This window comes from Mycolicibacterium chengduense, from assembly GCF_033741155.1.
In the GTDB taxonomy this organism is placed as follows: Bacteria; Actinomycetota; Actinomycetes; order Mycobacteriales; family Mycobacteriaceae; genus Mycobacterium.
On sequence record NZ_JAWQNH010000010.1, the window covers coordinates 88570 to 109517 of the forward strand.

The 20948-nt window shown below is 64.2% G+C and carries 23 protein-coding genes; 1 reads left to right on the forward strand and 22 read right to left on the reverse strand.

Translation table 11 applies throughout. The annotated features are described in order from the left end of the window. From SBI67_RS27980 to SBI67_RS28055, 16 genes are all read right to left on the reverse strand, one after another. Positions 1-1002, reverse strand: coding sequence for an ABC transporter ATP-binding protein (locus tag SBI67_RS27980; protein ID WP_318983697.1), 1002 nt, complete (start codon positions 1000-1002; stop codon positions 1-3). 78 nt (positions 1003-1080) lie between these two features. Next, positions 1081-1395: a DUF732 domain-containing protein gene (locus SBI67_RS27985; RefSeq protein ID WP_318983698.1), complete on the reverse strand. Its 315-nt coding sequence runs from the start codon at positions 1393-1395 to the stop codon at positions 1081-1083. 40 nt (positions 1396-1435) lie between these two features. Then, positions 1436-1924 (reverse strand): hypothetical protein, encoded by a 489-nt coding sequence (locus tag SBI67_RS27990; RefSeq protein WP_318983699.1) that lies wholly within the window; start codon positions 1922-1924, stop codon positions 1436-1438. Positions 1925-1962: 38 nt separating this feature from the next. Further along, positions 1963-2403 carry a hypothetical protein gene (locus SBI67_RS27995; RefSeq protein WP_318983700.1) on the reverse strand — a complete coding sequence of 147 codons (441 nt, stop codon included), beginning with the start codon at positions 2401-2403 and terminating at the stop codon, positions 1963-1965. Between the two features lie 59 nt (positions 2404-2462). Continuing rightward, entirely contained in the window at positions 2463-2885 is a 423-nt protein-coding gene (locus SBI67_RS28000) for a hypothetical protein (protein ID WP_318983701.1), read from the reverse strand. Between the two features lie 112 nt (positions 2886-2997). Next, positions 2998-3645 carry a hypothetical protein gene (locus tag SBI67_RS28005; protein ID WP_318983702.1) on the reverse strand — a complete coding sequence of 216 codons (648 nt, stop codon included), beginning with the start codon at positions 3643-3645 and terminating at the stop codon, positions 2998-3000. After that, positions 3642-4295 carry a hypothetical protein gene (locus SBI67_RS28010; protein WP_318983703.1) on the reverse strand — a complete coding sequence of 218 codons (654 nt, stop codon included), beginning with the start codon at positions 4293-4295 and terminating at the stop codon, positions 3642-3644. Before SBI67_RS28010 ends, SBI67_RS28005 begins: the two co-directional genes overlap by 4 nt. Positions 4296-4347: 52 nt before the next feature. Continuing rightward, positions 4348-5301, reverse strand: coding sequence for an MlaD family protein (locus tag SBI67_RS28015; RefSeq protein WP_318983704.1), 954 nt, complete (start codon positions 5299-5301; stop codon positions 4348-4350). Beyond that, on the reverse strand, positions 5298-6296 hold the full coding sequence (locus tag SBI67_RS28020; RefSeq protein WP_318983705.1) for an MlaD family protein: 999 nt from the start codon (positions 6294-6296) through the stop codon (positions 5298-5300). Before SBI67_RS28020 ends, SBI67_RS28015 begins: the two co-directional genes overlap by 4 nt. Continuing rightward, complete coding sequence (locus SBI67_RS28025; protein WP_318983706.1) at positions 6293-7387, reverse strand: MlaD family protein; 1095 nt, start codon at positions 7385-7387, stop codon at positions 6293-6295. The genes SBI67_RS28020 and SBI67_RS28025 overlap by 4 nt, the downstream gene beginning before the upstream one ends. Further along, entirely contained in the window at positions 7387-8367 is a 981-nt protein-coding gene (locus SBI67_RS28030) for an MlaD family protein (protein WP_318983707.1), read from the reverse strand. Before SBI67_RS28030 ends, SBI67_RS28025 begins: the two co-directional genes overlap by 1 nt. Continuing rightward, positions 8355-9359, reverse strand: a complete 1005-nt coding sequence (locus SBI67_RS28035; RefSeq protein ID WP_318983708.1) for an MlaD family protein — start codon at positions 9357-9359, stop codon at positions 8355-8357. The genes SBI67_RS28030 and SBI67_RS28035 overlap by 13 nt, the downstream gene beginning before the upstream one ends. Beyond that, entirely contained in the window at positions 9356-10468 is a 1113-nt protein-coding gene (locus tag SBI67_RS28040) for an MlaD family protein (RefSeq protein ID WP_318983709.1), read from the reverse strand. The genes SBI67_RS28035 and SBI67_RS28040 overlap by 4 nt, the downstream gene beginning before the upstream one ends. A 10-nt stretch (positions 10469-10478) precedes the next feature. After that, entirely contained in the window at positions 10479-11327 is an 849-nt protein-coding gene (locus SBI67_RS28045) for an MlaE family ABC transporter permease (RefSeq protein WP_413232583.1), read from the reverse strand. Continuing rightward, positions 11327-12193 (reverse strand): ABC transporter permease, encoded by an 867-nt coding sequence (locus tag SBI67_RS28050; protein ID WP_318983711.1) that lies wholly within the window; start codon positions 12191-12193, stop codon positions 11327-11329. The genes SBI67_RS28045 and SBI67_RS28050 overlap by 1 nt, the downstream gene beginning before the upstream one ends. An 819-nt stretch (positions 12194-13012) precedes the next feature. Continuing rightward, on the reverse strand, positions 13013-13261 hold the full coding sequence (locus SBI67_RS28055) for a hypothetical protein (protein ID WP_318983712.1): 249 nt from the start codon (positions 13259-13261) through the stop codon (positions 13013-13015). Positions 13262-13631: 370 nt separating this feature from the next. Here SBI67_RS28055 and SBI67_RS28060 point away from each other — a divergent pair, with 370 nt between their 5' ends. Continuing rightward, entirely contained in the window at positions 13632-13961 is a 330-nt protein-coding gene (locus tag SBI67_RS28060) for a DUF732 domain-containing protein (protein ID WP_318983713.1), read from the forward strand. 33 nt (positions 13962-13994) lie between these two features. On the opposite strand, the gene SBI67_RS28065 is transcribed toward SBI67_RS28060, so the two are convergent. The 6 genes from SBI67_RS28065 to SBI67_RS28090 all read right to left on the reverse strand — a co-directional run bounded on the left by SBI67_RS28065 (position 13995) and on the right by SBI67_RS28090 (position 20944). Then, positions 13995-14477 carry a MaoC/PaaZ C-terminal domain-containing protein gene (locus SBI67_RS28065; protein ID WP_318983714.1) on the reverse strand — a complete coding sequence of 161 codons (483 nt, stop codon included), beginning with the start codon at positions 14475-14477 and terminating at the stop codon, positions 13995-13997. Between the two features lie 6 nt (positions 14478-14483). Then, entirely contained in the window at positions 14484-15950 is a 1467-nt protein-coding gene (locus SBI67_RS28070; protein WP_318983715.1) for an aldehyde dehydrogenase, read from the reverse strand. Beyond that, positions 15947-18346, reverse strand: coding sequence for a CaiB/BaiF CoA transferase family protein (locus tag SBI67_RS28075; protein WP_318983736.1), 2400 nt, complete (start codon positions 18344-18346; stop codon positions 15947-15949). The genes SBI67_RS28070 and SBI67_RS28075 overlap by 4 nt, the downstream gene beginning before the upstream one ends. Before the next feature lie 209 nt (positions 18347-18555). Further along, complete coding sequence (locus SBI67_RS28080; RefSeq protein WP_318983716.1) at positions 18556-19143, reverse strand: TetR/AcrR family transcriptional regulator; 588 nt, start codon at positions 19141-19143, stop codon at positions 18556-18558. 287 nt (positions 19144-19430) lie between these two features. Beyond that, the gene (locus SBI67_RS28085) at positions 19431-20651 is read right to left on the reverse strand and encodes a hypothetical protein (RefSeq protein ID WP_318983717.1); all 1221 of its coding nucleotides are present in this window, start codon (positions 20649-20651) and stop codon (positions 19431-19433) included. Then, positions 20648-20944, reverse strand: a complete 297-nt coding sequence (locus tag SBI67_RS28090; protein WP_318983718.1) for a type VII secretion target — start codon at positions 20942-20944, stop codon at positions 20648-20650. The genes SBI67_RS28085 and SBI67_RS28090 overlap by 4 nt, the downstream gene beginning before the upstream one ends. Between the last annotated feature and the right edge of the window lie 4 nt (positions 20945-20948).

The window sequence follows — 20948 nt, forward strand, 5'->3', positions numbered from 1 at the left end:
TCATCCGCTCGGAAGGCGCTTGTGGGTGCCCTCAAGGTCATCGAGGATCGCGGCCTGGGCGGCTTCGGGCAGGGTGTGCAGGATCTCGCGCACCCGCGCCTGCCGACGCGCCACGCCCTTGCGCTCGGGCATCCCCGGGGTCGCGGTCAGCTGCGGCGGCACACCCTCGATCTCCTCCACACCGCCATCGCTCTGACCGGCCTCCATCATGGCCTGCTCGGCCGCCGCGGTCGCCTCGTCCTTCTCCTCCGACATACCGATCGGACCGATACGACGACCGTTGAGGAACTGCTTGACCACCGGCTCATCCGAGGTCAACAACACCTCACGCGGACCGAACATCACCAGGTGCTTGCGGAACAACATGCCGATGTTGTCCGGCACCGTCCTGGCGATGTTGATGTTGTGCGTCACGATCAGCACCGTCGCATCGATCTGAGCATTGATATCGATCAACAACTGCGACAGATACGCCGTACGCACCGGATCCAAACCCGAGTCCGGCTCGTCACACAAGATGATCTGCGGGTCCAACACCAACGCCCGGGCCAGACCGGCACGCTTGCGCATACCACCAGAAATCTCACCAGGGAACTTATGCCCGTCATTGGGCATACCGACCAGTTCGAGCTTTTCCATCACGATCTTGCGGATCTCGGACTCGGACTTCTTGGTGTGCTCACGCAACGGGAAGGCGGTGTTGTCGTAGATATTCATCGACCCGAACAACGCACCGTCCTGGAACAGCACACCGAACAGGGTGCGGATCTCGTAGAGCTCCTTGGCCGAGCACTCCAAGATATTGGTCCCGTCGATGACGATCGAACCCTTCTCCGGGCGCAACAAACCGATCAACGACTTCAAGAACACCGACTTACCCGTACCCGACGGGCCCAGCAACACGCTGACCTCACCGGCGGGAATCGACATCGTGACGTCTTCCCAGATCTTCGACGACCCGAATGACTTGCTCAACCCGGTCACGTCGATTTGGACGCCCATACGAATTCCTTCCTGGTGGGAGCTGACACCCACCAGCCTGTGCTTGTGTGACAGAGCCTCGGGTGTGGATCGAGCAGCTCAGTCGGCGAACAGTCCACTCCATTGCGGACACCACTCGTTGGCTGACACCAACGAGAACCGGCGCGCCTGATCCTGGTCGATGACGAAGTTCCTGGCGATCTTGCCGCTGATCTCGGCAGGGGGCCGATTCCCCAATCGCAGCACGTAGCAGACCGATCGGCCCGCGCTGATGATATTGACATCGCTGTTCGAGATGCCGAGCTCATGGGCGGCACGAATGACGCTGGCGTCGTCAGCGTGTGCAACCGGCGCCGCCGCCAAGGCCACCATCACGCCGACAATGCAGCTGATTACATGGGAAGAATCAGGCATACGCGTTCCGTTTCGTTGTGGTGATTCGTTGCGGCGAACATCACGGCGGGCTCAACCATGTCCGCGTCGGCGTGACGAAGAACCTGAATGGACCACGCGCACAGTAGGTACTGGAGTCGGCCATCGTGGCGCACCGCGTGCCGTTGTACTCGATGTAACTGCGCGGAGGTAACTCTCGTTCGGCGCGTCCCGCCGGGAACTGAACTCCCAGCAACCAGTCATATCGGGTGACGACGTTCCCGTTCACCCAGCCGATATTCGTCGTGCCGGGAGGTGCGCCACGGATGTCGCCGACGCATCCGAAGCTCCCTCGATCCCAGATCCCACAGTTCAGTCCCAATGGGGTCGAAAACCACACTCCTCCAGCGCTACTGGTGAAATAGTCGTCGTACTTCACCTTGTCGTAGTAGTCGAGGATGAGGTAGGTGGAGGGGTAAGGACTCGTCGCGGAGCCCCCGTTGGGCTCCGCACGAGCGCTCGGCGCGACAGTCAGCAGCGAGACAGCGGCCGAAGCGAGAACACCGAACACGATGCGGGCTCCTCGCGATGCGAACCTCATTCGGCCCGTCATGGCAGGTTCCCGGGTGACGACTCATTCTCGGCGGCGTGCGGCACGCTGCCGTAGCAGGTGGCATTTCCGAGATCGAGGATGCTCTCACAGAGAATCTGTTGCCCCCTGGTGATACGTACAGTCACGAAGTGGCCCTGTAGAACTCGCGCCACCGTCGCCGCGGTACGAAAGTTGGGTCGCCAGTCGGCGCGCAGCTCGGCACCATCGGCCGTGGGGCTCGTCGCGTCGACCACGGGAACCGTGAGGGTCCACGGCAGGGGAACGTCCTGCAGCAGATGTTTGCCTGCCGTGTCGCGATATTCGACGCCGGCCAATTCGCCGACCGAGTCCGAGAAGATGTCGTAGGTGACGGTGTCCTCGGCGTGGGCTGCAGGCAGATGGATCGAGCCGAACAGACACATCACCATCGAGACAACCGCCCATCGAATCAGATTCATGCAACTCCCTTCACCCTCGACCGACAGCCTCGGACTCTCGTGCTCATCGGGTTGTCCCGTCACGCGGCCAGTACGACGGTGGTCAGGATCATGTCCTTCTTGGCGTTGTACAGGGTGCTCACGCCGAAGTCCTTGTACGAGCAGTCCGGAAGCTTGTCGAAACCCTGAATCAGCGTCGCCTTGATGGCATTGGCCGGGGACGTCGCAGCACCGGACAAGATCGACGCCTTGGCGCCGGCGTACCCGAGATCCTGCAGCACCGGAATCGCATTGGTCTCCGGTACGGCACGTGCCGTGTTGTTGATCCATCGGTCGGTCGTCTGGTTGATCAACTCGGCAGCCTGGTCGACCACCGGGTCCGGCTGCAGTGGGCACGTCGCCGGCCGGGCGGCGGCCACCGCCGCGCGTAGCTGATCGGTGGTATCCGCCACGGCTGCCGGTGCCACGCACACGCCGGTCGCCGTCAGTACGGAGGCAACCATCACGGCGCCTACCAGAACCCGAACGTTCGGATCGAATCGTCCTGCCGCACAGGCTGTCCCCGCCGCAAGATCCTGCCGGGTCCTCATGTCGCACACCTCACAATTGACGTCGTCACAGCTCGCACACGCGCGAGCGATAGATATCGCTGCCCCAGCGCTGGGCCTTCTGCACAGAAGGTGCGGTGAACCAGTCCGGTTGATGCGCCAGGATCCCCGCATTGACGTTGGACAGCTGCTCCCACAGCTTGTAGAACGCCTCGCCCTTGTAAATGGGAAAATAGCGATCACCGTACGGGTTCTGGGCCTGGGTCAGCGCCTGCACACGGGGTGTGAGAAAGTCGAGGGCCTGACCGATGTTGGCCGTGACGATATCCACCTGCTGCTGAACATTGTCCCGCGAGTAGTCGAAGTCCTTGCCGTCGGGACCGATCCTGTTTGTCTGAAGTCGCGCGATCTGGGAACGAAGCGTGGCGTACTGAGCGTTGTACCACTGGCACATCTCACTCATCGCCGTCACATCGGCCGGGGTGACCCTATCTCTGGTCTGGTCATACGGGAATGGGAACTTCGGTGCCCAGCTCGAGGTTGTCGGCGTGATGACGGGCAACGGTCTGATCAACGAACTATCCGATGGCGGACCAGGAATGGGGATCTCGGCGTTGGGGTCGGCACCGGCCGGCGGTCCGGTCAAGAACGCCGCTGCACAGAAGGTCATCGTCGAGCACAGCAGATACGTGCTGCGCCAGATGCGATGGCTCACTTCGACCCCATCGCCGAGCCGATACCGCCGACATCGGTGATCAACCAGTTGTTGTTGCTGTCGATGGTGGTGCTGTAGGTCGCCGTCGACTGCAGCGCTTCGGGAGCCTGGACGGTCTTGGTTTGCACGCTGACGAAACTGTCGACCACGTAGATGCCGCCAGTGGACGATCGGACCTTGGCGACCAGAGGTTTGGCGTTCGAACTCCACTGCAACGGGACCAGCACCTGCTCCATCGAGGTGCCGGCGTCGGACAACTTTCTGGTGAGCTCCGGAGTGGTACCCGCAACGAGTTTGACGTGCCAGGCCTGCAGGTCCTTGAAGTCCATCGTCGCGGCGTTGACCGCGTAGTCCAGCGCAATCTTCTCGGCGCGTGCGTTGTTCGCCGACTGAGCGACCTGATCGTCGACTTGGTGACGCGCACCCGTGTAGAGCCAGCCCAGGGTCGCGACGGCAACGACGAGTGCCGCGATGACCGCGCCGAGCATCAGATCCTTGAGACTGAGCGATACCGACCGTGCTCCCCTCCGCGTCGTCGCGTCATCGGCATCCGCCAGCGCCGTCGCCGCCGGCGATGAGTTCGCCTCTGCCGACACCTCTGGGAGTACGGCGTCGGACGTCTCCTGAACGTCGGTGTCATTGATGGTCATTGCGTTGCCTTTCTCTGCAGGGATACCGATGGGCAACCGTTCGCCCGGGTGGTCATGGCCGCACTCGCAGCGTTATCAAGCCGTCGGCGGGCACTTGCTGGAGGAAGTGGTCCAGGATCTGCCCGCTGTCGAAGTTCATCAACGTCGCGGCAATGGTGTTGAGTTTCGGCTGGAAAGCCTCCCCCAACACCTTGAGATCACCGCCACTGGTATCGAGCAGGCCTTGCAGACGCGCCACGAGTTTGTTCAGCCCCGCAATGCTTTCCGGCTCGTTGCGGCTCATCAGGATCGGGAGGTGCTTGTAGAAGTCCTGCCAGTTGACACCCGCCTTGGCCGCCACCGGGGTGAAGGCGGTCAAATCTGGATTGACCCATTCGGAGTTGTGGATGAGCGTCCCGAAATTGCTCAACAGCTCTCGGCCCTGCCCGTCCAGACCGTTGAGCATGTTGTTGAACGAATTGCTGGCGCGCGACAGGTTGGGTAGCACCGTGACGGGATCAGGTAGGGCGGCATCGGACTCGCTGATGATGCGCGCGAGCGCGCCGGGGTCCATCTGATGGAGCACGCGCACGACGCTCGTCGCCAACTCCGAGATCGACGGTGGCTGGACCACCGACTCCGTGGAAATATGCTGGTTGTCCTTCAGCATCGGACCGCCGTCACTGCGCGGGACCAGTTCGATATAGGACTCACCCAGGGCCGACAGGTTCTGCAACTGCACCTCGGTGTCGACCGGAATCTGATACGGCGCCTCGACGTAGAACCCGATGGACGCCGCATTCACCGACGTCGCGGTACTCGTCACTTTGCCGACGGGCACCCCTCGCAGGAGCACATTCGACTCGACCACGAGGCCGTTGACGTCGGGGACATCCATGGAAAGGTTCGTCCGGTGCGACGGCGGCTGGAGGCGAAGACCCAGCGATGCGAAGTAGCACAGGACGATTGCGATGATCACCGCGAACACCAAGTAGGAGATGACGTCTTTGACCTTGATGGCGTTCATGGTGTGGCCCCCAGAATCCGCAGCACATCCTGGACGTTGCCGGACAGCTCACGGCCGTCCGGCCCGATGATCGACGTGATGTTGATGGCCGGGTACTTGTCGACCGGCAAGAACATGTCGGTGAAGACCTTGCGGTACTTGGGTATCTCGGCCTCCCCTGCCACCTTCGACTCCTGCAGCGCGCCGGTGGCGTCGGCAAGTGAATTGAGGAACGGCACCAACCAGTAGCCGCCCAGCGTGATGCTGCCGACGCTGGGCAGGATGGTGCCGATGTAGTTCAAGACGGCGACCAGATGCTCGAAGCCCAACTGCCCCTTCGGTGAGAAGAGGTACTGCAGGTCCGGAACCCTGTCCCGGACGACCGCGGCTGACTTGGACACCCCGTCGAGCAGCCGATCCACCGAATCGAGATTCCCGGCCAAGGCGGCAAGGTCTGTTTCGACCCGGCCGGTCAGGACCCGCACCTCGTCACTGGACGGCATGACACGGTTGAGCCGGATGATGGTGTTCTGCGCCCGCTGGATGGATCCGCTGGACACGAAATTGGCGAGGCTGGCGATGGTGTCTTCCAGCTGCGGCGGAGATGTGGTCTGGGCGACCGGGATCACCCCGCCGCCGGCCAACGCCGGGGCCGGCGCGTCATCCGTTGCCGGGCGCTCCAACGCCACGTAGATGTCGCCCAACACGGTCGCCTGTTGCAGTACGGCATGAATATTGGATGGAACCGTGACACCGCGCTTCATCCGCGCGGTCACGTCGACGTCTCCGCTCGTGAGGGTCATCTTCGACACGACGCCGACGGTCACACCATCGAGAACCACTTTTGCGCGATCGGGCAGGTTCAGGACGCTGTCGAACTTCATGACGATGTCGTATCCGTCGTCGTACGACGGGCCTGGCTGGGGTAACGCGTCGACATTCACTGCGGCGCAGGAAGACACCGCAAGGACTGCCGTGGTCATGACACTGGCCAGCAGCCGGGAACGCTGTGTCATTTGTTCGCCGCCACGGTCAGCACGTACTGCAGGAGCGCCACATCGACCGCGTAAGGCGTGCCTTTGACGTTGGCGCAGCTGCCAGGCACCGACGCATTCATGATGTTGCACTGGGCGACACCGTCGGGTGTGCGAATCCGGTACAGCGGTGGCCGGTAGTGCAGCGTGAAGTCGTGGTTGTTGGCAAGGTTGATCAGCCCGTTGAGCACCCGCGGGGCCACATTGAGCAGGCTCGCATAGTACGGTGCCCGCGGACTGGCCTTCCTGAGAAAGACGGACACCGCGTCGAGTAGCTGCTGGATCTGCGGACCCAGCTCCTTCTCGATGGCTCCGGCGGCTTCGATGACAGGAATGATTCCCTCCATCGTCTTCGAGGCTCCTTCGAGCGTTTCGGCGGCGTCTTCGCCTGCCGAGTTCGCCAGATCGTCGAAAACCCCGTGCAGGGTCGGCTCGACCTGTACCAGCGTGGTGGTCAGTTGCCTGAGATTGCGGGTCACCGAGCCGAGGTCGCCGATGGCCTGATCGGGTGCGTCGACCACCGACGACGCGGTGGTGAGCAGCTTGTTGGCTCCGGCTCCCTGCCCGCGCAGCGCCTGGTCGATCCCCGTGACCACTTGCCCGACGTTGTCCGAGCCGGCGGGATTGATCGAATTGATGAAGTTCGTCGAGGATCCGATGACTTCGGACAGGCTCTTCGGGGTCAACGATCGGCCGAGCGGGATACAGCTGTCCGGGGAGAGCTTCTGCGGCTGTTGGTAATCGCCGACGAGTTCCAGTGCGCGATCGGCAAGGATCGATGTCGACCTGGTTACCGCTTTGACGTCAGCGGGAATCTTCCTTCCGTCGTCGACGGTGAAGTCCACTCGGACAGACTGTGCCGACGCAGTGACGGCGGCGACCTTCCCGATCGGGAAACCCAGGTGGGTGACGGGGTTGTCGACATAGAGCCCGACGCTGTCCGGCATGATCGCGCAGTAGTGAGCGGCTTCCGACTTGGCAGGCGACGTGCACGACGAGCAGGTCACCACGGCGGCCGCGACCAGCGACGCCGATGCCAGTCGGCGGATATGGTGTGCGCGCAAGGAGGGCATCAGCAGGCGCTCCCGGGAACCGGGACGCACAGATCGGTCGCGAGCAGACCCGGGTCCGCGTTCTGCGCGTTGAGGATTCGGTCGAAGAGGTTCTGCACCCGCTTGAGGGCACGGATGGTCAAGCCGTTGCGCTCCACGAACGACCGGCCTCGCTCGAGGAAACTTCGGATCTTCTCCACGAATTCGGCTTGGTGGGCTTCATAGGCGTCGGCCAGTGGTTTGATGGCGAGCAGGACCTCGCCGAGACCTTGCAATGTCTGGGAGACGCCCTTGTCGTAGATGACCATCGTCTGGGTCGCAATGGAGATCTTGCGCACCAGCTGTGCGAACTTGTCCCGGTACTGCGCCAGCGCCCTAATGTATTCGTCGGAGAGGTTGAGGATCTCGGTGACCTGACCGCGCTGCCGTTCGACCGTCGACATCAACGCGTTGCCTGCGTCGATGGTGGCGGCCACCACCTGAACGTTGGTACCGCTCAAGCCCTGCGAGATCTGGTTGAGCGACTCGTTGACCGGTTTGGTGTCGACGTGCTCGGTGATCTTGGTGGTGTCGGCCAGTGTACGAATCAGGCTGTACGGCATGGTCACCCGCGAGGCCGGAATCACCGCCTCACCCAGCGGCATGCTACCCATCGACGCGACATTGACGTAGTAGCCTCCGACGACGGTCAGCATGCGAACGTCCACTTGCGACTGATCGCCGACAAAGGCGTGGTTGTCGACCTTCGCCTGAACCAGAACCTGATTCGGTTCCAGTGTCAGTGCCGTCACCGTGCCCACCTTGATGCCGGCCATCCGCACCTCATCTCCGACACGTATCGCGTTCGCGTCATCCGTGTAGAAGGAGACTGGCTGCTCTTGGCTCGGCGGGTGGTAGTACACGTAGGTCAACACCAGACCCACGACTGCCGCGACGACCATGGTCGCAACACCCCAGGACACCGGACTCCGAAGCAGACGACTTGCCCTCAGCGATTGCATAACACCACCCGTTGACCGTTCAGCAGCACATCCATCGTTTCGGGGAGCTGGAAGTTGCCCCGCGAACAGGGCTCCACTTCGGTCCCGTCGTTGCCCGGCGGCGGGATGTTCTCGTTGATCACCGGGACCAGCTTGAAAGCGTCGAAGAAATTGTCGAGGTTGCTCGATGCCCGGTCCAGCGCATCGTCGACGTTGTTTCCATTCCTGAAGCCGGCATTGTGCAGCAGGCGGGTGACCGGATCGAAGAAGTCCTTGCTGTAAAGGAGGTCTTTGCGGAACTCATCGAGAACCGAATTCACCTTGTCCACAGGCTGGTTCACCAAGTCGATGATGTGGATGAATCGTTCGGAAGCACCGCCGATCCCGTTGGCGATCTTGGAGAGATTGTTCATCAGCACCGCAACGACCTGCTGTCGGTCGGTGACGAATTCCGTGAGCCGGCGAATGCTCTGTAAGAGCGGAGCCAGTCCGCTGCCGTCCCCTGTCAGAAAGGAAGCGGCGTTGGCGGTGAACGTGTTGATCTCCTCGGGGCTCAAGGTGGCCAATACCGGCTGGAGACCATTGAAGAGAGCCGTCACGTCGAAGGAGGGCTGGGTCATCGAGGTGGGGATCTGTTTGACGAGATCCGCGTCGGCATAGTTCTCGGCCGGGTTCGTCACGTCCACGTAACGGACGCCGGTCAGTGCCTGGAATTTGATGGCCAGCCGGGTATCGCGTACGACGCCGTACTTCTTGTCCAAGGTGAACCTGACCTGAGCGACATTCTGACCGTCGACTCGGGCCAGGTCGACCGCCTCCACCTTGCCGACCCGGACTCCCCGCACCCGCACGTCCCCGTCCTGGTGCAGTCCGGAGGCATCGGTGTATTCGGCTACATACGTTCGTGTTTGGACATCGACGGGGTTGACGAGGGTGTTCGACAGCAAGATGAAGAGCACGATCGACACTGCGAGTGCGACGCCGATCCGCCACGTGGCCGCCAGTGGTTTCACGGGGTACCTTCCGTCGCGATCCCGACCGAGGAGGCCACAGCGGGCAGACTGTCCAGCAGGATCCGGACCGAAATTGCATGTTGGGTGCCGTTTCCGGCATACAGGCTCTCGAACCGCGACCGCAGTTCCGATAGCTTTTGGGCCACGTCCTGCGGTCGCAGCAGAACAGGTCCGGTATCGGTGATCGCTTTGATACCGCTGATCAACGGGGTCAGATCATCCACGTGACTGCTGACGAGCTTGCCCACCGCACCGAACAACCCGTTCTGTGCGAGGCTCAGGAAGGCGTCCCAGTGCGACATGTAGAACTCCGGAGAGATGTCGCCGAGGCTCGGGGTGTCGACATCGGTGAGGAACGGGAACTCCAGTTTCGGTCCGCTGGTGGCCGCGGAGCCACGGATCTGCCCGGGATAATAGCTGTAGTCGATGATCCGTCTGCCGGCGATGATCGCCTCGTTCACGAACGGCGGTGCGGCCTCGACCGCAGAGGACAGCTTCACCAGTTGCTCGTCGGTCGGGTGTATCTGGACGGCTTCAACGGCCCGCGCAACCGTCACCGCAGTTTCGAACAACGGGTTCAATCCGTCGGTGTAGCGGGTCACACGATCGATCACCTTGATCAGCTGCGGCGTCAGGGACGCTTCGGACACGTTGCCGAGTTGGTTGAGCAGCTCCGAGAGGGTGAAGTTCCCCGAGGGCTTCAGAGTGAGCCTGCTGCCGTCCGTGAGCTCACCCCCGCCGGGGTTCGGTACCAGATTGATGCCCGGTACACCGAAGTAGTTGATCGGCCTGAAGTCGATGCTCACCTTGTCGGTAAGGCCTCGGGTGGGCTGTGTCTGCAAGTCGGTGTCCAGCTGCACTCCGCCATCGGCCATGTTGGTCACGTTGGTGACCTGCCCCACCTTGACGCCGTGCAAGACGACAGCGGTGCCCGCCTCCACCCCCTGCCCGACGTACGGTGTCGAAATAACCACGGAGTAAACCCCTTTGGCCCGACCACCAAATGGATTGACGACAACGACCGAGACCGCCACGGCAATACACAGCACCACCGCACCGCCGATGGACAGCAGTACCCGCTCTTGACGCTGGGCAGATCCTCTCAGCATGAGATCCCCTCTATCCCTTGAAGATGAACTCGGGCTGCAGCCCCCACAGCAGCACGGTGGTCGTGAAGTCGAGGACCACGATCGTCACGAGACTGGCACGCACCGCACGACCTGATGCCATGCCGACACCAACCGGGCCCCCTGACGCGAAATACCCGTAGTAGCAATGGATCAATGTCACGGCTACGCAGTAGATGCTCAATTTGATCGTCGAATAGAGCAGATCGATCGGGCTGAGGAACATGGCAAAATAGTGGAAGTACGTGCCGCCGTGTTCACCGTTGAAGACGACCACCACCGTTTGGATCGTGTAGAAGACCCCCATGAGGGTCAGCAGGTAGCCAGGTATCACGCAGGTCAACGCGCCGATCAGGCGAGTACCGACGACGAACGGAATCGGCCGCAAGCCAATGGCCTCCACGGCGTCGATCTCTTCAGCGATACGCATGGCTCCGATCTCGGCGGTCATGCGTGTACCCGCTTGGGACATGAACGCAATGCCGGCGACGATGGGTCCGAGAATGCGGACGGCCCCGATGCCGCCGATGATGCCCGACAGGGAACCGAATCCCAGGATGTCCAACACCGCGAGCGCTTCGATGCCCAGAGACGCACCCGTGGCCACGCCGAGCAGGAGCAGGACACTGATCGTGCCGCCGTCGACGATCAGCGACCCCCGACCCCAGGCCATGTTGATCGTTGCGGCCAGCGTCTGACGCGAGTAGCGACGCACGGTGAGCGGCAGATAGTAGAACACTTGACCGATGAACAAAGCCCATTGCCCGAATCCGGTCAACGGCTTCTTGACCGTGCCGGCGGTCGCCGCACGGGTGCGTGCCAACGTCGACGGTGCCGACATCATGCCACCGCCGTCGGGAAGAACATCGTCGATATCTGGGTGATCACAAGGTTTGCGAACAAGATGAGAACGACGTTGATCACGACTGCGGCGTTGACGGCATCCGCGACACCGCGCGGACCGCCCTTGGCCTCCATACCCCGCATCGAGGAGATGATGGCCACGATGGCGGCGAAGACGAGACCCTTGCCGATCGCGAAATATACGTCGGTCATCTTCGCGAACGTTCCGAATGAGTTCCAGAAGCTGCCCGGCGCGACCCCGCTCACCGTGACCGACAGCAGGAATGCAGACGCCGTGCCCGACACGATGATGACCAGGGTGAGCATGGGTGCGATCAGCAGCAGCGCCAAGAACCGGGGCACCACGAGGCGCCGAACCGGGTCCACGCCGAGGACCCGCATGGCGTCGAGTTCCTCGCGAATGGCCCTCGCCCCGAAGTCCGATGCGATCGCCGACGCTGCAGCACCACCCATCAGGAGGCCCGCCGTGACGGGCGCCCCCTGCCGGAGCACGCCCACCCCACTCGCCGCACCGAGGAGGGCCGTTGCTCCCACCTGGGCCACCAGCCCCGAAACGACCACGGTGACGATTCCGCCGATCGGTATGGCCATCAACACGGCCGGCGTTGCCGTGACCTTGAACAGCGCCCAGGCTTGCCAGACGAACTCGCCAACCGGCAGCCGGCCGGTAACGGTGTCCTGCACGGCGTAGCGCACGACCGAGATGGCCAGGGCAACGCCACGGCCGGTAGACCCGGCTGCCGCCGCCGGCGACTTGGCGAGTCTCGACGCGTTTCGCTTCGCCGCGCGCAGCACGCCGGCACTTCTATGTCGCTGGACCGCCACTCCCGTCGGATCAGCCAAGGCGGGACGGTCCGCGACGCCTACCATCGGTCCACCCTGAACCTGGCCGGCGTCCCGGCGTGGGTGCGGCAGCGTTCGACATCCCGGAAGCGCCCTACTGGATTTGACCACGACATCATGGACGCGCACCTCGACGCTCGGCGACTGCCAGCCTCGGCTGAGCCACTCCTGCTCTCCCATCGTCGTTCGTGAAATTGCGGCCGGCAAACCGGTTCGCGTTGTGAGGTCGCTCGTGGACGTCGTCGACGTCGTGGCCGTTGTGGCCGTCGTCGACGTTGTGGCCGTCGTGGACGTTGTGGACGCTTCCCGATGAGGCGCTGGATCGCATATGCCCCTCCGCCACTTTGACCTCGAACAACTGGTTTGTGGGCCGCGACGCTAAACCTATAGCAAAGTGGTTTTGCTCACAGCGAGTAACAACCTATACCTAATAGCTTTAGTTGCCAAGCCCCAAAGTCGACGGCTTTATTTACGTTGCCGTCACAGTCAGCCGGTGACATTCCGCACCGGAGTGGTCAGCACATCATCGAGCCGAGGCCAGGCGTCGGGGCAGCGCTGACCACCACGCCCCACCCCCACGCAGACAGGTCTTTCCGGGCAAGAACGGAACCTAAAGCGCTCTCACAGTGGATCTTTCGGGGCTGCATCGACCACAGGGGAAATGACACGATTCGCCAGCGTGCTCGTGGGCACGAATGATTGGCCAGAAGTCTCACTAGGCCAGTCGATCCAGCCCCAGCTCGGACGTGCGCCACCCTCTCGACGGCCGCTACGTTACGGACGGGCAACCCCGAGGCGTACCAAAATGCCGGGAATTCGTCACGGGCACAGGTAGATAAAGGCCAGTTGGGTGAGCGCCGGAGTGACCAAGGTCGCCTCGGTCCCGACGAAACCTGCGGCACGCTTGTCACAGGCATACCAACCATCACTCAGCAACTGACCGTCGCTACGGAAGGCCGCTGGGTTGTGGCTGGCCGCAAAGACGCGACGTGCCTGGTCCAGGAAGCTGATCTCGGCCGGCGTGGGCGGGACCAGCGGATCGGCGTGCACTGACTGCGCACCCGTCATACCGACAGCGAGCGCTCCGATAAACACACCCAACGAACGCTTGTACGTATCCAAGGCTGTCCCCTCATGATGCTCCCGGTCCACGCGCCGACACCGGCGCGACGGCCCTGCACGCAGCGCGGAACGATCCCGCGTCGGCACCACCAGGCAGGGAGCAGCCTGCCGTTTCCGATTGGAGCGCCGGGGCCAGCAAAGCTACAGCGTGCGCCGTCCACAACCTTATGGTCGTAGGATTATGGTGTCAACTGCCGGTCGAGCCGAGGCTATTGCTGCTAGTTTTACTGGCCTGATCCGGCGGAGCGCCGAACACTGTCACACGGGCAGATCAAACGGCAACGCAGCTGAGGACGAGGAGCCTAGAGTGCCTGGTATGTGGAGAAACCTTGCGGTTGGCCTCTTTTCACTGTCACTTGTGGTTTCCGAGATTCCGGCGAGCGCCCAGCCGGATAACGTCGACTCCAGCGCCAACTACTCCGTGTTCCTCCAGGCGATCGCCGGGGACGGCGTCGTGATGAACGGCCGGCAGGCGGTCCTGGAAGGACAGGCGGTATGCGAACTCATGCAACCGCCGGACGGCGGTTCGCTCTGGGACGCCGGACGTCACGTGCTGTCGATGCATCCCGACTGGGGAATCGGGTTGGCCCTGCACTTTGCCGACCGGTCTGTCCAGAACATCTGCCCGCACCGGGGGTCGTTCTGACCGAGCGGATTTCGCGGCTTTCGCCGCCCGGCTCTAGCCTGCTGCCGACCGCCGGGCTACGACGGCGATCCCGCGGAAACTCAGGACCACCCGCCCTTCCTCGTCGGTCAGGGTAGCCCGGTAGGTCACCTCCGCCCTGGTGACCTGTTCGACGATATCGGCAATCTCGACGGCACCGGTCAGGGTTGCGCCCGGCCGCACGGGGAACGGAAGACGCAGCTGTTCGATTCCCTTGCCCGCCACCAGCGCAAGTCGTGGAATGAACTGACGCGAAGCCAGACTCGAGAACAAGGCCAGGGTATGCACACCGCTGGCGATGACGCCGCCGAACACCGGGTTCGTCTCGTCGAGATGAATGGGCAGTGGGTCGAATCGGGCGGCGAACGCCAGCACCTCATCTCGGTGCACCTGCGCGGCGCCCAGGTCCATCCAGTCGCCGACGCGCAAATCTTCGACATGCCACGGTGCGGTAGCGATCTGGGCAGCCAGATCACGCCCCTGGGGGACCGTCCTCATCGTGTCCTAACCCGTGACCGGGTCGGCGCAGTACATCGACTTGGTCACCCGATAGGCGTCCAGTCCCTCCGGACCGAGCTCACGACCGAGACCGCTGGACTTGACTCCACCGAACGGCGACTGGATATCCAGTTGATAGTGATTGACCCCCACCGAACCGGTATGCATCGCCCGGGCCACATCAAGTGCGCGCCCGGTGTTGGTCGACCAGACCGTTCCGGCCAGACCGAACTCGGTATCGTTGGCCAAGCTGATCGCCTCGGTCTCGTCGTCGTAGCCGATGATCGCGATCACCGGACCGAAGATCTCCTCCTGGGCGATACGATCTCCGTTGTCGACATCGGCGAAGACGGTGGGGGCGACAAACCACCCGCGTGGCCGATTCGCCGGCACCGCGCCGCCGGCGACGAGCCGGGCACCGGAGTCGCGGCCGATCTCGATGTACTCCAGCACCCTGTCCCGCTGCCGGGCGCTGACCAGCGGACCGACATCGGTTGCGTCGTCCAGCGGATCTCCCACCACGAGGCTTGTGGCCAGATCCGCGATGGCGGTGACAAATTCGTGGTAGCGAGTGGTGGGCACCAGTATGCGCGAGCTCAGATGGCACGTCTGCCCGTTGTTGACGAACGATGCTGTCCGCAGACCGGCAACGGTCGTATGCAGGTCCGCATCGTCGAGAATCACAGCCGCCGACTTGCCACCGAGTTCCAAGGTGACCGGCTTGATCAGCCGACCACACTCGGCACCGATAACCCGGCCGGCGTTGGTCGATCCCGTGAACGCCACCTTGGCCACCCCGGGATGGCTCACCAGGTGTGCGCCGGCAGCTGCATCACCAGGCACCACACTGAGCACGCCCGGTGGAATGCCCGCCTCGACGGCGGCGTCGGCAAACACCAGGGCGTCCAACGCCGTCTCGGGGGCTGCCTTGAGAACCACCCGGCAACCGGCGGCAAGGGCAGGCGCAATCTTCATGATCGCCAATGCCTGCGGGTAATTCCAGGGCGTGATGGCCCCTACCACACCGACCGGCTCCCGGCGGACCACGGTGTGCCCCACCAGAGCCGGACGGATCTCCTCGGCCTCCGACGCCTTCACCAGTTTCGCGTAATAGCCCACCAACGCCGAGGGAAAGATCCCGTTCACCGCACGGGACAGCGTAATCGGCATACCGTTCTCCCGGCTCACCAGCCGCGCAGTGGCATCGGCACGAGACCGCAAGGCCAGGGCGTACCGCTTGAGCACCTCCGAACGCTCCTCGGCGGGGGCCGCCGCCCACCTCAGCGCGGGCTCCTCGTGCGCGGCAGCAACCGCGTCGTCGATGTCGGATGTCGTGGCGTTGGGACCGTCGCCGAAGACCTCCCCCGTGGCGGCCTCGATCATCGGCACGGTGTGTTCGGCTACGCGGTAGGTACCGCCGACGAACAGGCGGGCGGCGTCGGTGCGCGTCGGTGCTGCGCTGGACGGTGTCATGCTGGTTGTACCTTCACAGTCGATGTCGGTGCGAAGAGGGCACCGGCAGCGATCAGCCGATCCACCTCCGCGGGGTCCATCTGCAGATGTCGGGTGCACACCGCGACCGTGTTCTCACCGAGAAGCGGGGCCGGCTGTAGCTCGGCCGGTGGGATACGCCGATACCGGGCAGGCCCGGTCTCGGTCGGCAACGGCACGTCGAACAGTGGATGGGTCATTTCCGAGTACAGTCCCCGCGCCCGCACCTGTGGCTCATCGATGATGTCGCTTCCCCGCAACATCGGCGCGGCAAGGACTTTGGCATTCTGCAGGGCCACAGCGATGTCCTGGGCGCCGCACCGGCGAGTGAAATAAGCCAGTGCACTGCGCATTTCGTCACGATGCTGCCAGCGGCCGTCAGCCGATACAAACCGTGGGTCGGCCTCCAGACTCGAGGCGTCGAGTATTCGTAGGACGGCGATCCAGTCGGAGTCGGAGCCGATGGTCACGACACACCATTCGTCATCTCCGGCGCACGGATAGACACCGTGCACGGTCATGTCCTCGGTCACGGCGGTCCCGTCGGCCTGTGCCCACGACACCGTGTAAAGCGCGTCAAGCTGACTGACCGCGGTCTCGGCCTGCGAAATGTGAATGCGGCTCCCGACACCGGTGCGGTGCCGCCGGATCAGGGCGGCCAGCGTCGCCACCGCAGCCAGGCGTGCCACCAGGTGATCGGGAAACACCGTCACCGCATCGGAGAACGGATACTGTGCGTCGGGCCGCGGCGGGTCCTCGGTGGCCCACAGCGCAGTGATACCGGTCGACGATCGCACCAGGGGGCCGTAGCCGAGCCGGGAGCGCCACGGACCATCGTCACCGAAGGCACTGCTTTCGGTGACGACCAGCCTGTCGTTGATCTGCTTTAACCGTTCGAAGGAAAAGCCCAGCGCGGAAAGGGTTCCCGGCTTGAAGTTGGCGAACACCGCGTCGGCGCCGGCGACCAGCTCGGTGAATACCTGGGCGCCACCCGCGGTGCGCAGATCCAGCCCCAGGGACGCTTGGTTGCGGTGCGTCCAGGCGAAGGATTCGCTCATGATCTGACCCGGCCTCGCCTGCCGCAGCCCATCGGGATAGGAGGGGCTCTCGATCTTGATGACCTCGGCGCCCATATCGGCGAACAGTCGGCCCAGCTCTCCCCCTGCGACGATGACTCCCAGATCGAGAACCCTCAAGCCACTGAACGGGCGTATCGGTGTCTCCGCGGTGGCCACCATTGCCGGCCGATCCGGCCAGGCCGGCTCGGTCTCTCCTGCAGGGCCGGCGAGCCATCGCACACCGGCCCGCTCCCCGTCGACGACGACGCAGCCGTCGGGAACCGTCACGGTCGTTCTGCCGGCCAACTCCGCGTTCTTCCAGGCCGACACGGCGCGGAAGTGTGCGCAATCCCTCACCTCCGCGGGAGCCAGGATGGCCGCGACCGGGACGCCCCGCGCGGCACCCTCGGCGACAAGGTGCTCCGTCGAGTGCTGGGCGAAGAGTTCCGCGATCAGCGTGCGAATGCGATCGAAAGCCGCCGCGCGTGCGCTGATGCTGTCATATTCGGCGTCTTGGAATTCAGCAGGCTCACCCAACCACGCCCGCATCGCACGCCACTGCCGAGGTGACAGGATGCAGATGCGTATCCAGCCATCGCGGCATGCGAAGATCGGATACGAGTCCTGGTTCTTCGGCCTGCCCCGACGCGCGGCGCTGAGCCCACGGGCCGCCGCCGCCTGTCCTTGCGCGCCGAATGGCGGGTCCAGAGCCTGCAAGACCGCCTCGTAGCGGGAGAAGTCGATGTAGTCCCCACGTCCGGTACGCAATCTGTGGAAGTAGCCGATGAGCACCGCCCACGCCGCCTGCGCCGCCGCCGTGGCCGAGGCGATACCCGCCGGGGGCAGAACCGGTGGGCCATCGGGTGCTCCCGAGCGCGATAAGACCGACGACATCGCCACCAACACGGCATCGTCGGCGCGCCAATGCGCGCGCGGCCCTTCGGTGCCGAAGTCGGTCACCGACATCGCGACCAGATGTTCGTAACGGTCGGCCAATGCTTCAACGGACACCCCGAAAGTGCTGACCTGGCCGGGATTTCCGCTGTCGACGATGATGTCGGCACCTTCCACCAGAGCCAGGAACCGTTCACGGTCGCCGGCGTCCGAGGCGTCCAGGATGACACTTCGCTTGTTGGCGTTGTGCAACGCGAAAGCGACACCGTGCCCGTCGATCAGCGGCGGCCGAAGACGTTCCGGGCATCCTCCCACGGGTTCGACCTTCACGACGTCGGCGCCCAGATCGGCCAACAGACGGGTCGCTTGGCTCACGTCGCCGATCGTCGTGTCCACGATCCTCAGCCCGGCCAACGGTGCACCCATCGACACCCACGTCACTGTCTTTCTCCTCTCAACCAACCGCCGCACCGGGTGCACGATGAGACAGCATCGACGCCGGGATTCGGCCCGGTCGGCGGTCGCATACGTGCCGCACACGGGCTTCACACGATGCGCGGCACGGTCCGCGATCACAGTAGGCGGCCGCCCGCAACGGCGTCAATACCTCACGCCATTAGGTAAACCAACCGCCATCACCGAGGTCGTCCTGCCCGTGCCGCGCCCGAAAGGAAGGCTCGCACCTTACCCTCGAACATGGCCTCGGCGTCCATGCGACAGGCTCGAAGCGCATCGGACACCGCGGAGGCTGGTTCGAGACCACAACCGTGAAAGCTGTTCCGCCCGTCGTACACCGGGCTCATCACCTCGCAGATGATGGCCCCGATCATCAGCGTCTCCATCCCATCCAGAATGCGGATGTGCAGCGACACAGGCACTTCGGACTGCTTCAGGAAGACGGCCGCGGCCTCGTATCCGCCCGGGAGCAGGTCACGCGGACGATAGCGCAGCAACAACGGTGTGGCATTGGGGTGGCAGAGAAACGAACGACGGAAGTTCACGGCGAGCGTCACGAAGAAGTCCGGCCAGTCCGGACCAGGCACGACATCGGACGACGCCACTGCGGTGCCCGCGACATATTGCACGACTGCGAGCAAGACATCATCTCGATCCCGGAAGTGGTGGTACAGCGACGGCACCCGGATACCGAATTCTTCGGCCAGTCGGGGCATGGTGAAGGCATCCAACCCCTCGGCGCCGATGATCGACACCGCGGCGCGCACCGCGCTGGACCGACTGACCCGTGGCTCAGCGGGACGGGGCATCGTCGACTCCCGCGACACTTGGATTCGACACGTATCGTCGGCGCTGCGCGCTCATGCGACCCCTGACTCGCCGGCCATGCCGTGCGGCCTCGCACCGAGCGACGGCTGGTCTGAGCGCTGCCACCGACTCACACGTTCCGGATGACAGCGTTTTACCTACTCATATTAGGTCATGGACATCTGCTTCGCCCAGCATTCGATTCACTGATCGTGGATCGATCGAGCGACTGTTTCCATCACCGCCATCAGCCACCGGCCTGCGGCAACTCGTCGGCGGCGATCTCACAGGGGGTGCGCGGCGGCTCCGGGAGCGCATCGGGTGCCGGGGCGGCCGGCGGAGCCACGGCCTCGGCCACCGGTTCGGGCACCGAGGTGGGGACTGGCGGGTCTGACTGTGCGGCAACGGATTCGGTGCTTTCCGGCGCGTCAGCGGGCGGCCCCGCAGACTCTTCGGTCGGCTCCTGTTCGTCGCCGGTGGCATCATCTGCGGGTTCTTCGTCGACCTCCTCGTCCTCAGGCTCGTCGGTTTCGTCGTCGGTTTCGGTGTCGGTTTCGTCGTCGGGGCCGACGCGATCCCCGTCCGGCTCGTCGAGGTCCAGCGATTCGGTGCCGGTGCCATCGGACGCCGTATTCAGCAGGCTGCCGATGAGATCGGCGATCTGCTGCCCGATACCGGTCACACCGGAGCCCATCGGTGACAGGCCCGATCCCAGATCGCCCGCCGGCACCGTCGCGGGTGTCGGCACCGCGGCCGGTTCGGGGGCCAACGCCGGTGCAGGTGCCGCCGCGGCGGGGGTCGTCGCCGCGGCGGGCGCACCGAACCCCGGCGGATCGGCCGAGATCCCCACTGCCGCGGCGTCGTACGCATCGCGGACCGAACGCTGAGTGGACTGCATGACATCGGCCCAGTCGGAACCGATCGCGACCGTCACGAACGGGTTGACCTTGCCGTCGACGATCTCACTGGCGGTGTCCTGGGCGCCCGCGCCGCTGGCCACCGCTCGCGCCGCCGGCCACCACTGTTCCCGTTGCGCCCGGTCCTCGATGTCCTGGACGGCAGCCACCTTGCCGCTCACCAATTCCCATAGGGTGTCCCGCAATTGGCCCAATGTGTCGCCGACCCGACGCAGCGCGGCCGCCGCCAGCGCCGACGACTGCGCATGCTGCCCGATGACCGCGGCTGCCGCGTCGGCACCCGGGCCCTGCCACACCCCGGCCAGCGTCACCCGCGCGGCATCTTGTAACCGGACCGCCTCGTCCACCACACCCAACGCCGCGGCGACAGCAGCGCAGTCGGCATCCAGTGCACCCAGATCCATGCCGTCCTCGGCGGTGTACGCGTCGTGCAGTTGTCCGGGTTCGGCGGCGGGATGGCCGAGCGCGCGGCAGGCCGCGACATAGTCGGTGAGCACCTCGACGGCCGGCGCACCCCGGGCGAGTGCACCGTCGACGTCCTGGCCGGTCATCCGAGCCGGCCCGCCGCGCGGCTGTCGGCGTCGGTGTAGTCCTGCACCGATGTGCGCAGCAGGACGGCAATTTCCCGCGCCGCCCGAGACCAGTCAGCCAGCTGGGCGCAGCTGCGTTCGACCGCGCGGCGGACGGCGTCACCGGAGTCGGCGTAGGACCGCCCGGCGCGAGATCCGTCGAAGCTGAGCCGCGCCAGATGTGAGTGCAGCGCCGATTCCAGCAGGCCGGCCGCGGTGTCATAGCGCTGCGCGGCCTCGAGCACCGCGCCGGGGTCGATACGCGTGTATCCCATGCTG

Excerpts from the sequence above, each read along its gene's own strand:
- SBI67_RS28025 (WP_318983706.1), bottom strand. The coding sequence starts at position 7,387 with ATGCCCTCCTTGCGCGCACACCATATCCGCCGACTGGCATCGGCGTCG.
- SBI67_RS28090 (WP_318983718.1), bottom strand. The coding sequence starts at position 20,944 with ATGGGATACACGCGTATCGACCCCGGCGCGGTGCTCGAGGCCGCGCAG.
- SBI67_RS27985 (WP_318983698.1), bottom strand. The coding sequence starts at position 1,395 with ATGCCTGATTCTTCCCATGTAATCAGCTGCATTGTCGGCGTGATGGTG.
- SBI67_RS28010 (WP_318983703.1), bottom strand. The coding sequence starts at position 4,295 with ATGACCATCAATGACACCGACGTTCAGGAGACGTCCGACGCCGTACTC.
- SBI67_RS27980 (WP_318983697.1), bottom strand. The coding sequence starts at position 1,002 with ATGGGCGTCCAAATCGACGTGACCGGGTTGAGCAAGTCATTCGGGTCG.
- SBI67_RS28055 (WP_318983712.1), bottom strand. The coding sequence starts at position 13,261 with ATGACGGGTGCGCAGTCAGTGCACGCCGATCCGCTGGTCCCGCCCACG.
- SBI67_RS28070 (WP_318983715.1), bottom strand. The coding sequence starts at position 15,950 with ATGACACCGTCCAGCGCAGCACCGACGCGCACCGACGCCGCCCGCCTG.
- SBI67_RS28085 (WP_318983717.1), bottom strand. The coding sequence starts at position 20,651 with ATGACCGGCCAGGACGTCGACGGTGCACTCGCCCGGGGTGCGCCGGCC.
- SBI67_RS28060 (WP_318983713.1), top strand. The coding sequence starts at position 13,632 with ATGTGGAGAAACCTTGCGGTTGGCCTCTTTTCACTGTCACTTGTGGTT.
- SBI67_RS28040 (WP_318983709.1), bottom strand. The coding sequence starts at position 10,468 with ATGCTGAGAGGATCTGCCCAGCGTCAAGAGCGGGTACTGCTGTCCATC.
- SBI67_RS28075 (WP_318983736.1), bottom strand. The coding sequence starts at position 18,346 with ATGGGTGCACCGTTGGCCGGGCTGAGGATCGTGGACACGACGATCGGC.
- SBI67_RS28020 (WP_318983705.1), bottom strand. The coding sequence starts at position 6,296 with ATGACACAGCGTTCCCGGCTGCTGGCCAGTGTCATGACCACGGCAGTC.
- SBI67_RS28045 (WP_413232583.1), bottom strand. The coding sequence starts at position 11,327 with ATGTCGGCACCGTCGACGTTGGCACGCACCCGTGCGGCGACCGCCGGC.
- SBI67_RS27995 (WP_318983700.1), bottom strand. The coding sequence starts at position 2,403 with ATGAATCTGATTCGATGGGCGGTTGTCTCGATGGTGATGTGTCTGTTC.
- SBI67_RS28030 (WP_318983707.1), bottom strand. The coding sequence starts at position 8,367 with ATGCAATCGCTGAGGGCAAGTCGTCTGCTTCGGAGTCCGGTGTCCTGG.
- SBI67_RS28015 (WP_318983704.1), bottom strand. The coding sequence starts at position 5,301 with ATGAACGCCATCAAGGTCAAAGACGTCATCTCCTACTTGGTGTTCGCG.
- SBI67_RS28000 (WP_318983701.1), bottom strand. The coding sequence starts at position 2,885 with ATGGTTGCCTCCGTACTGACGGCGACCGGCGTGTGCGTGGCACCGGCA.
- SBI67_RS28065 (WP_318983714.1), bottom strand. The coding sequence starts at position 14,477 with ATGAGGACGGTCCCCCAGGGGCGTGATCTGGCTGCCCAGATCGCTACC.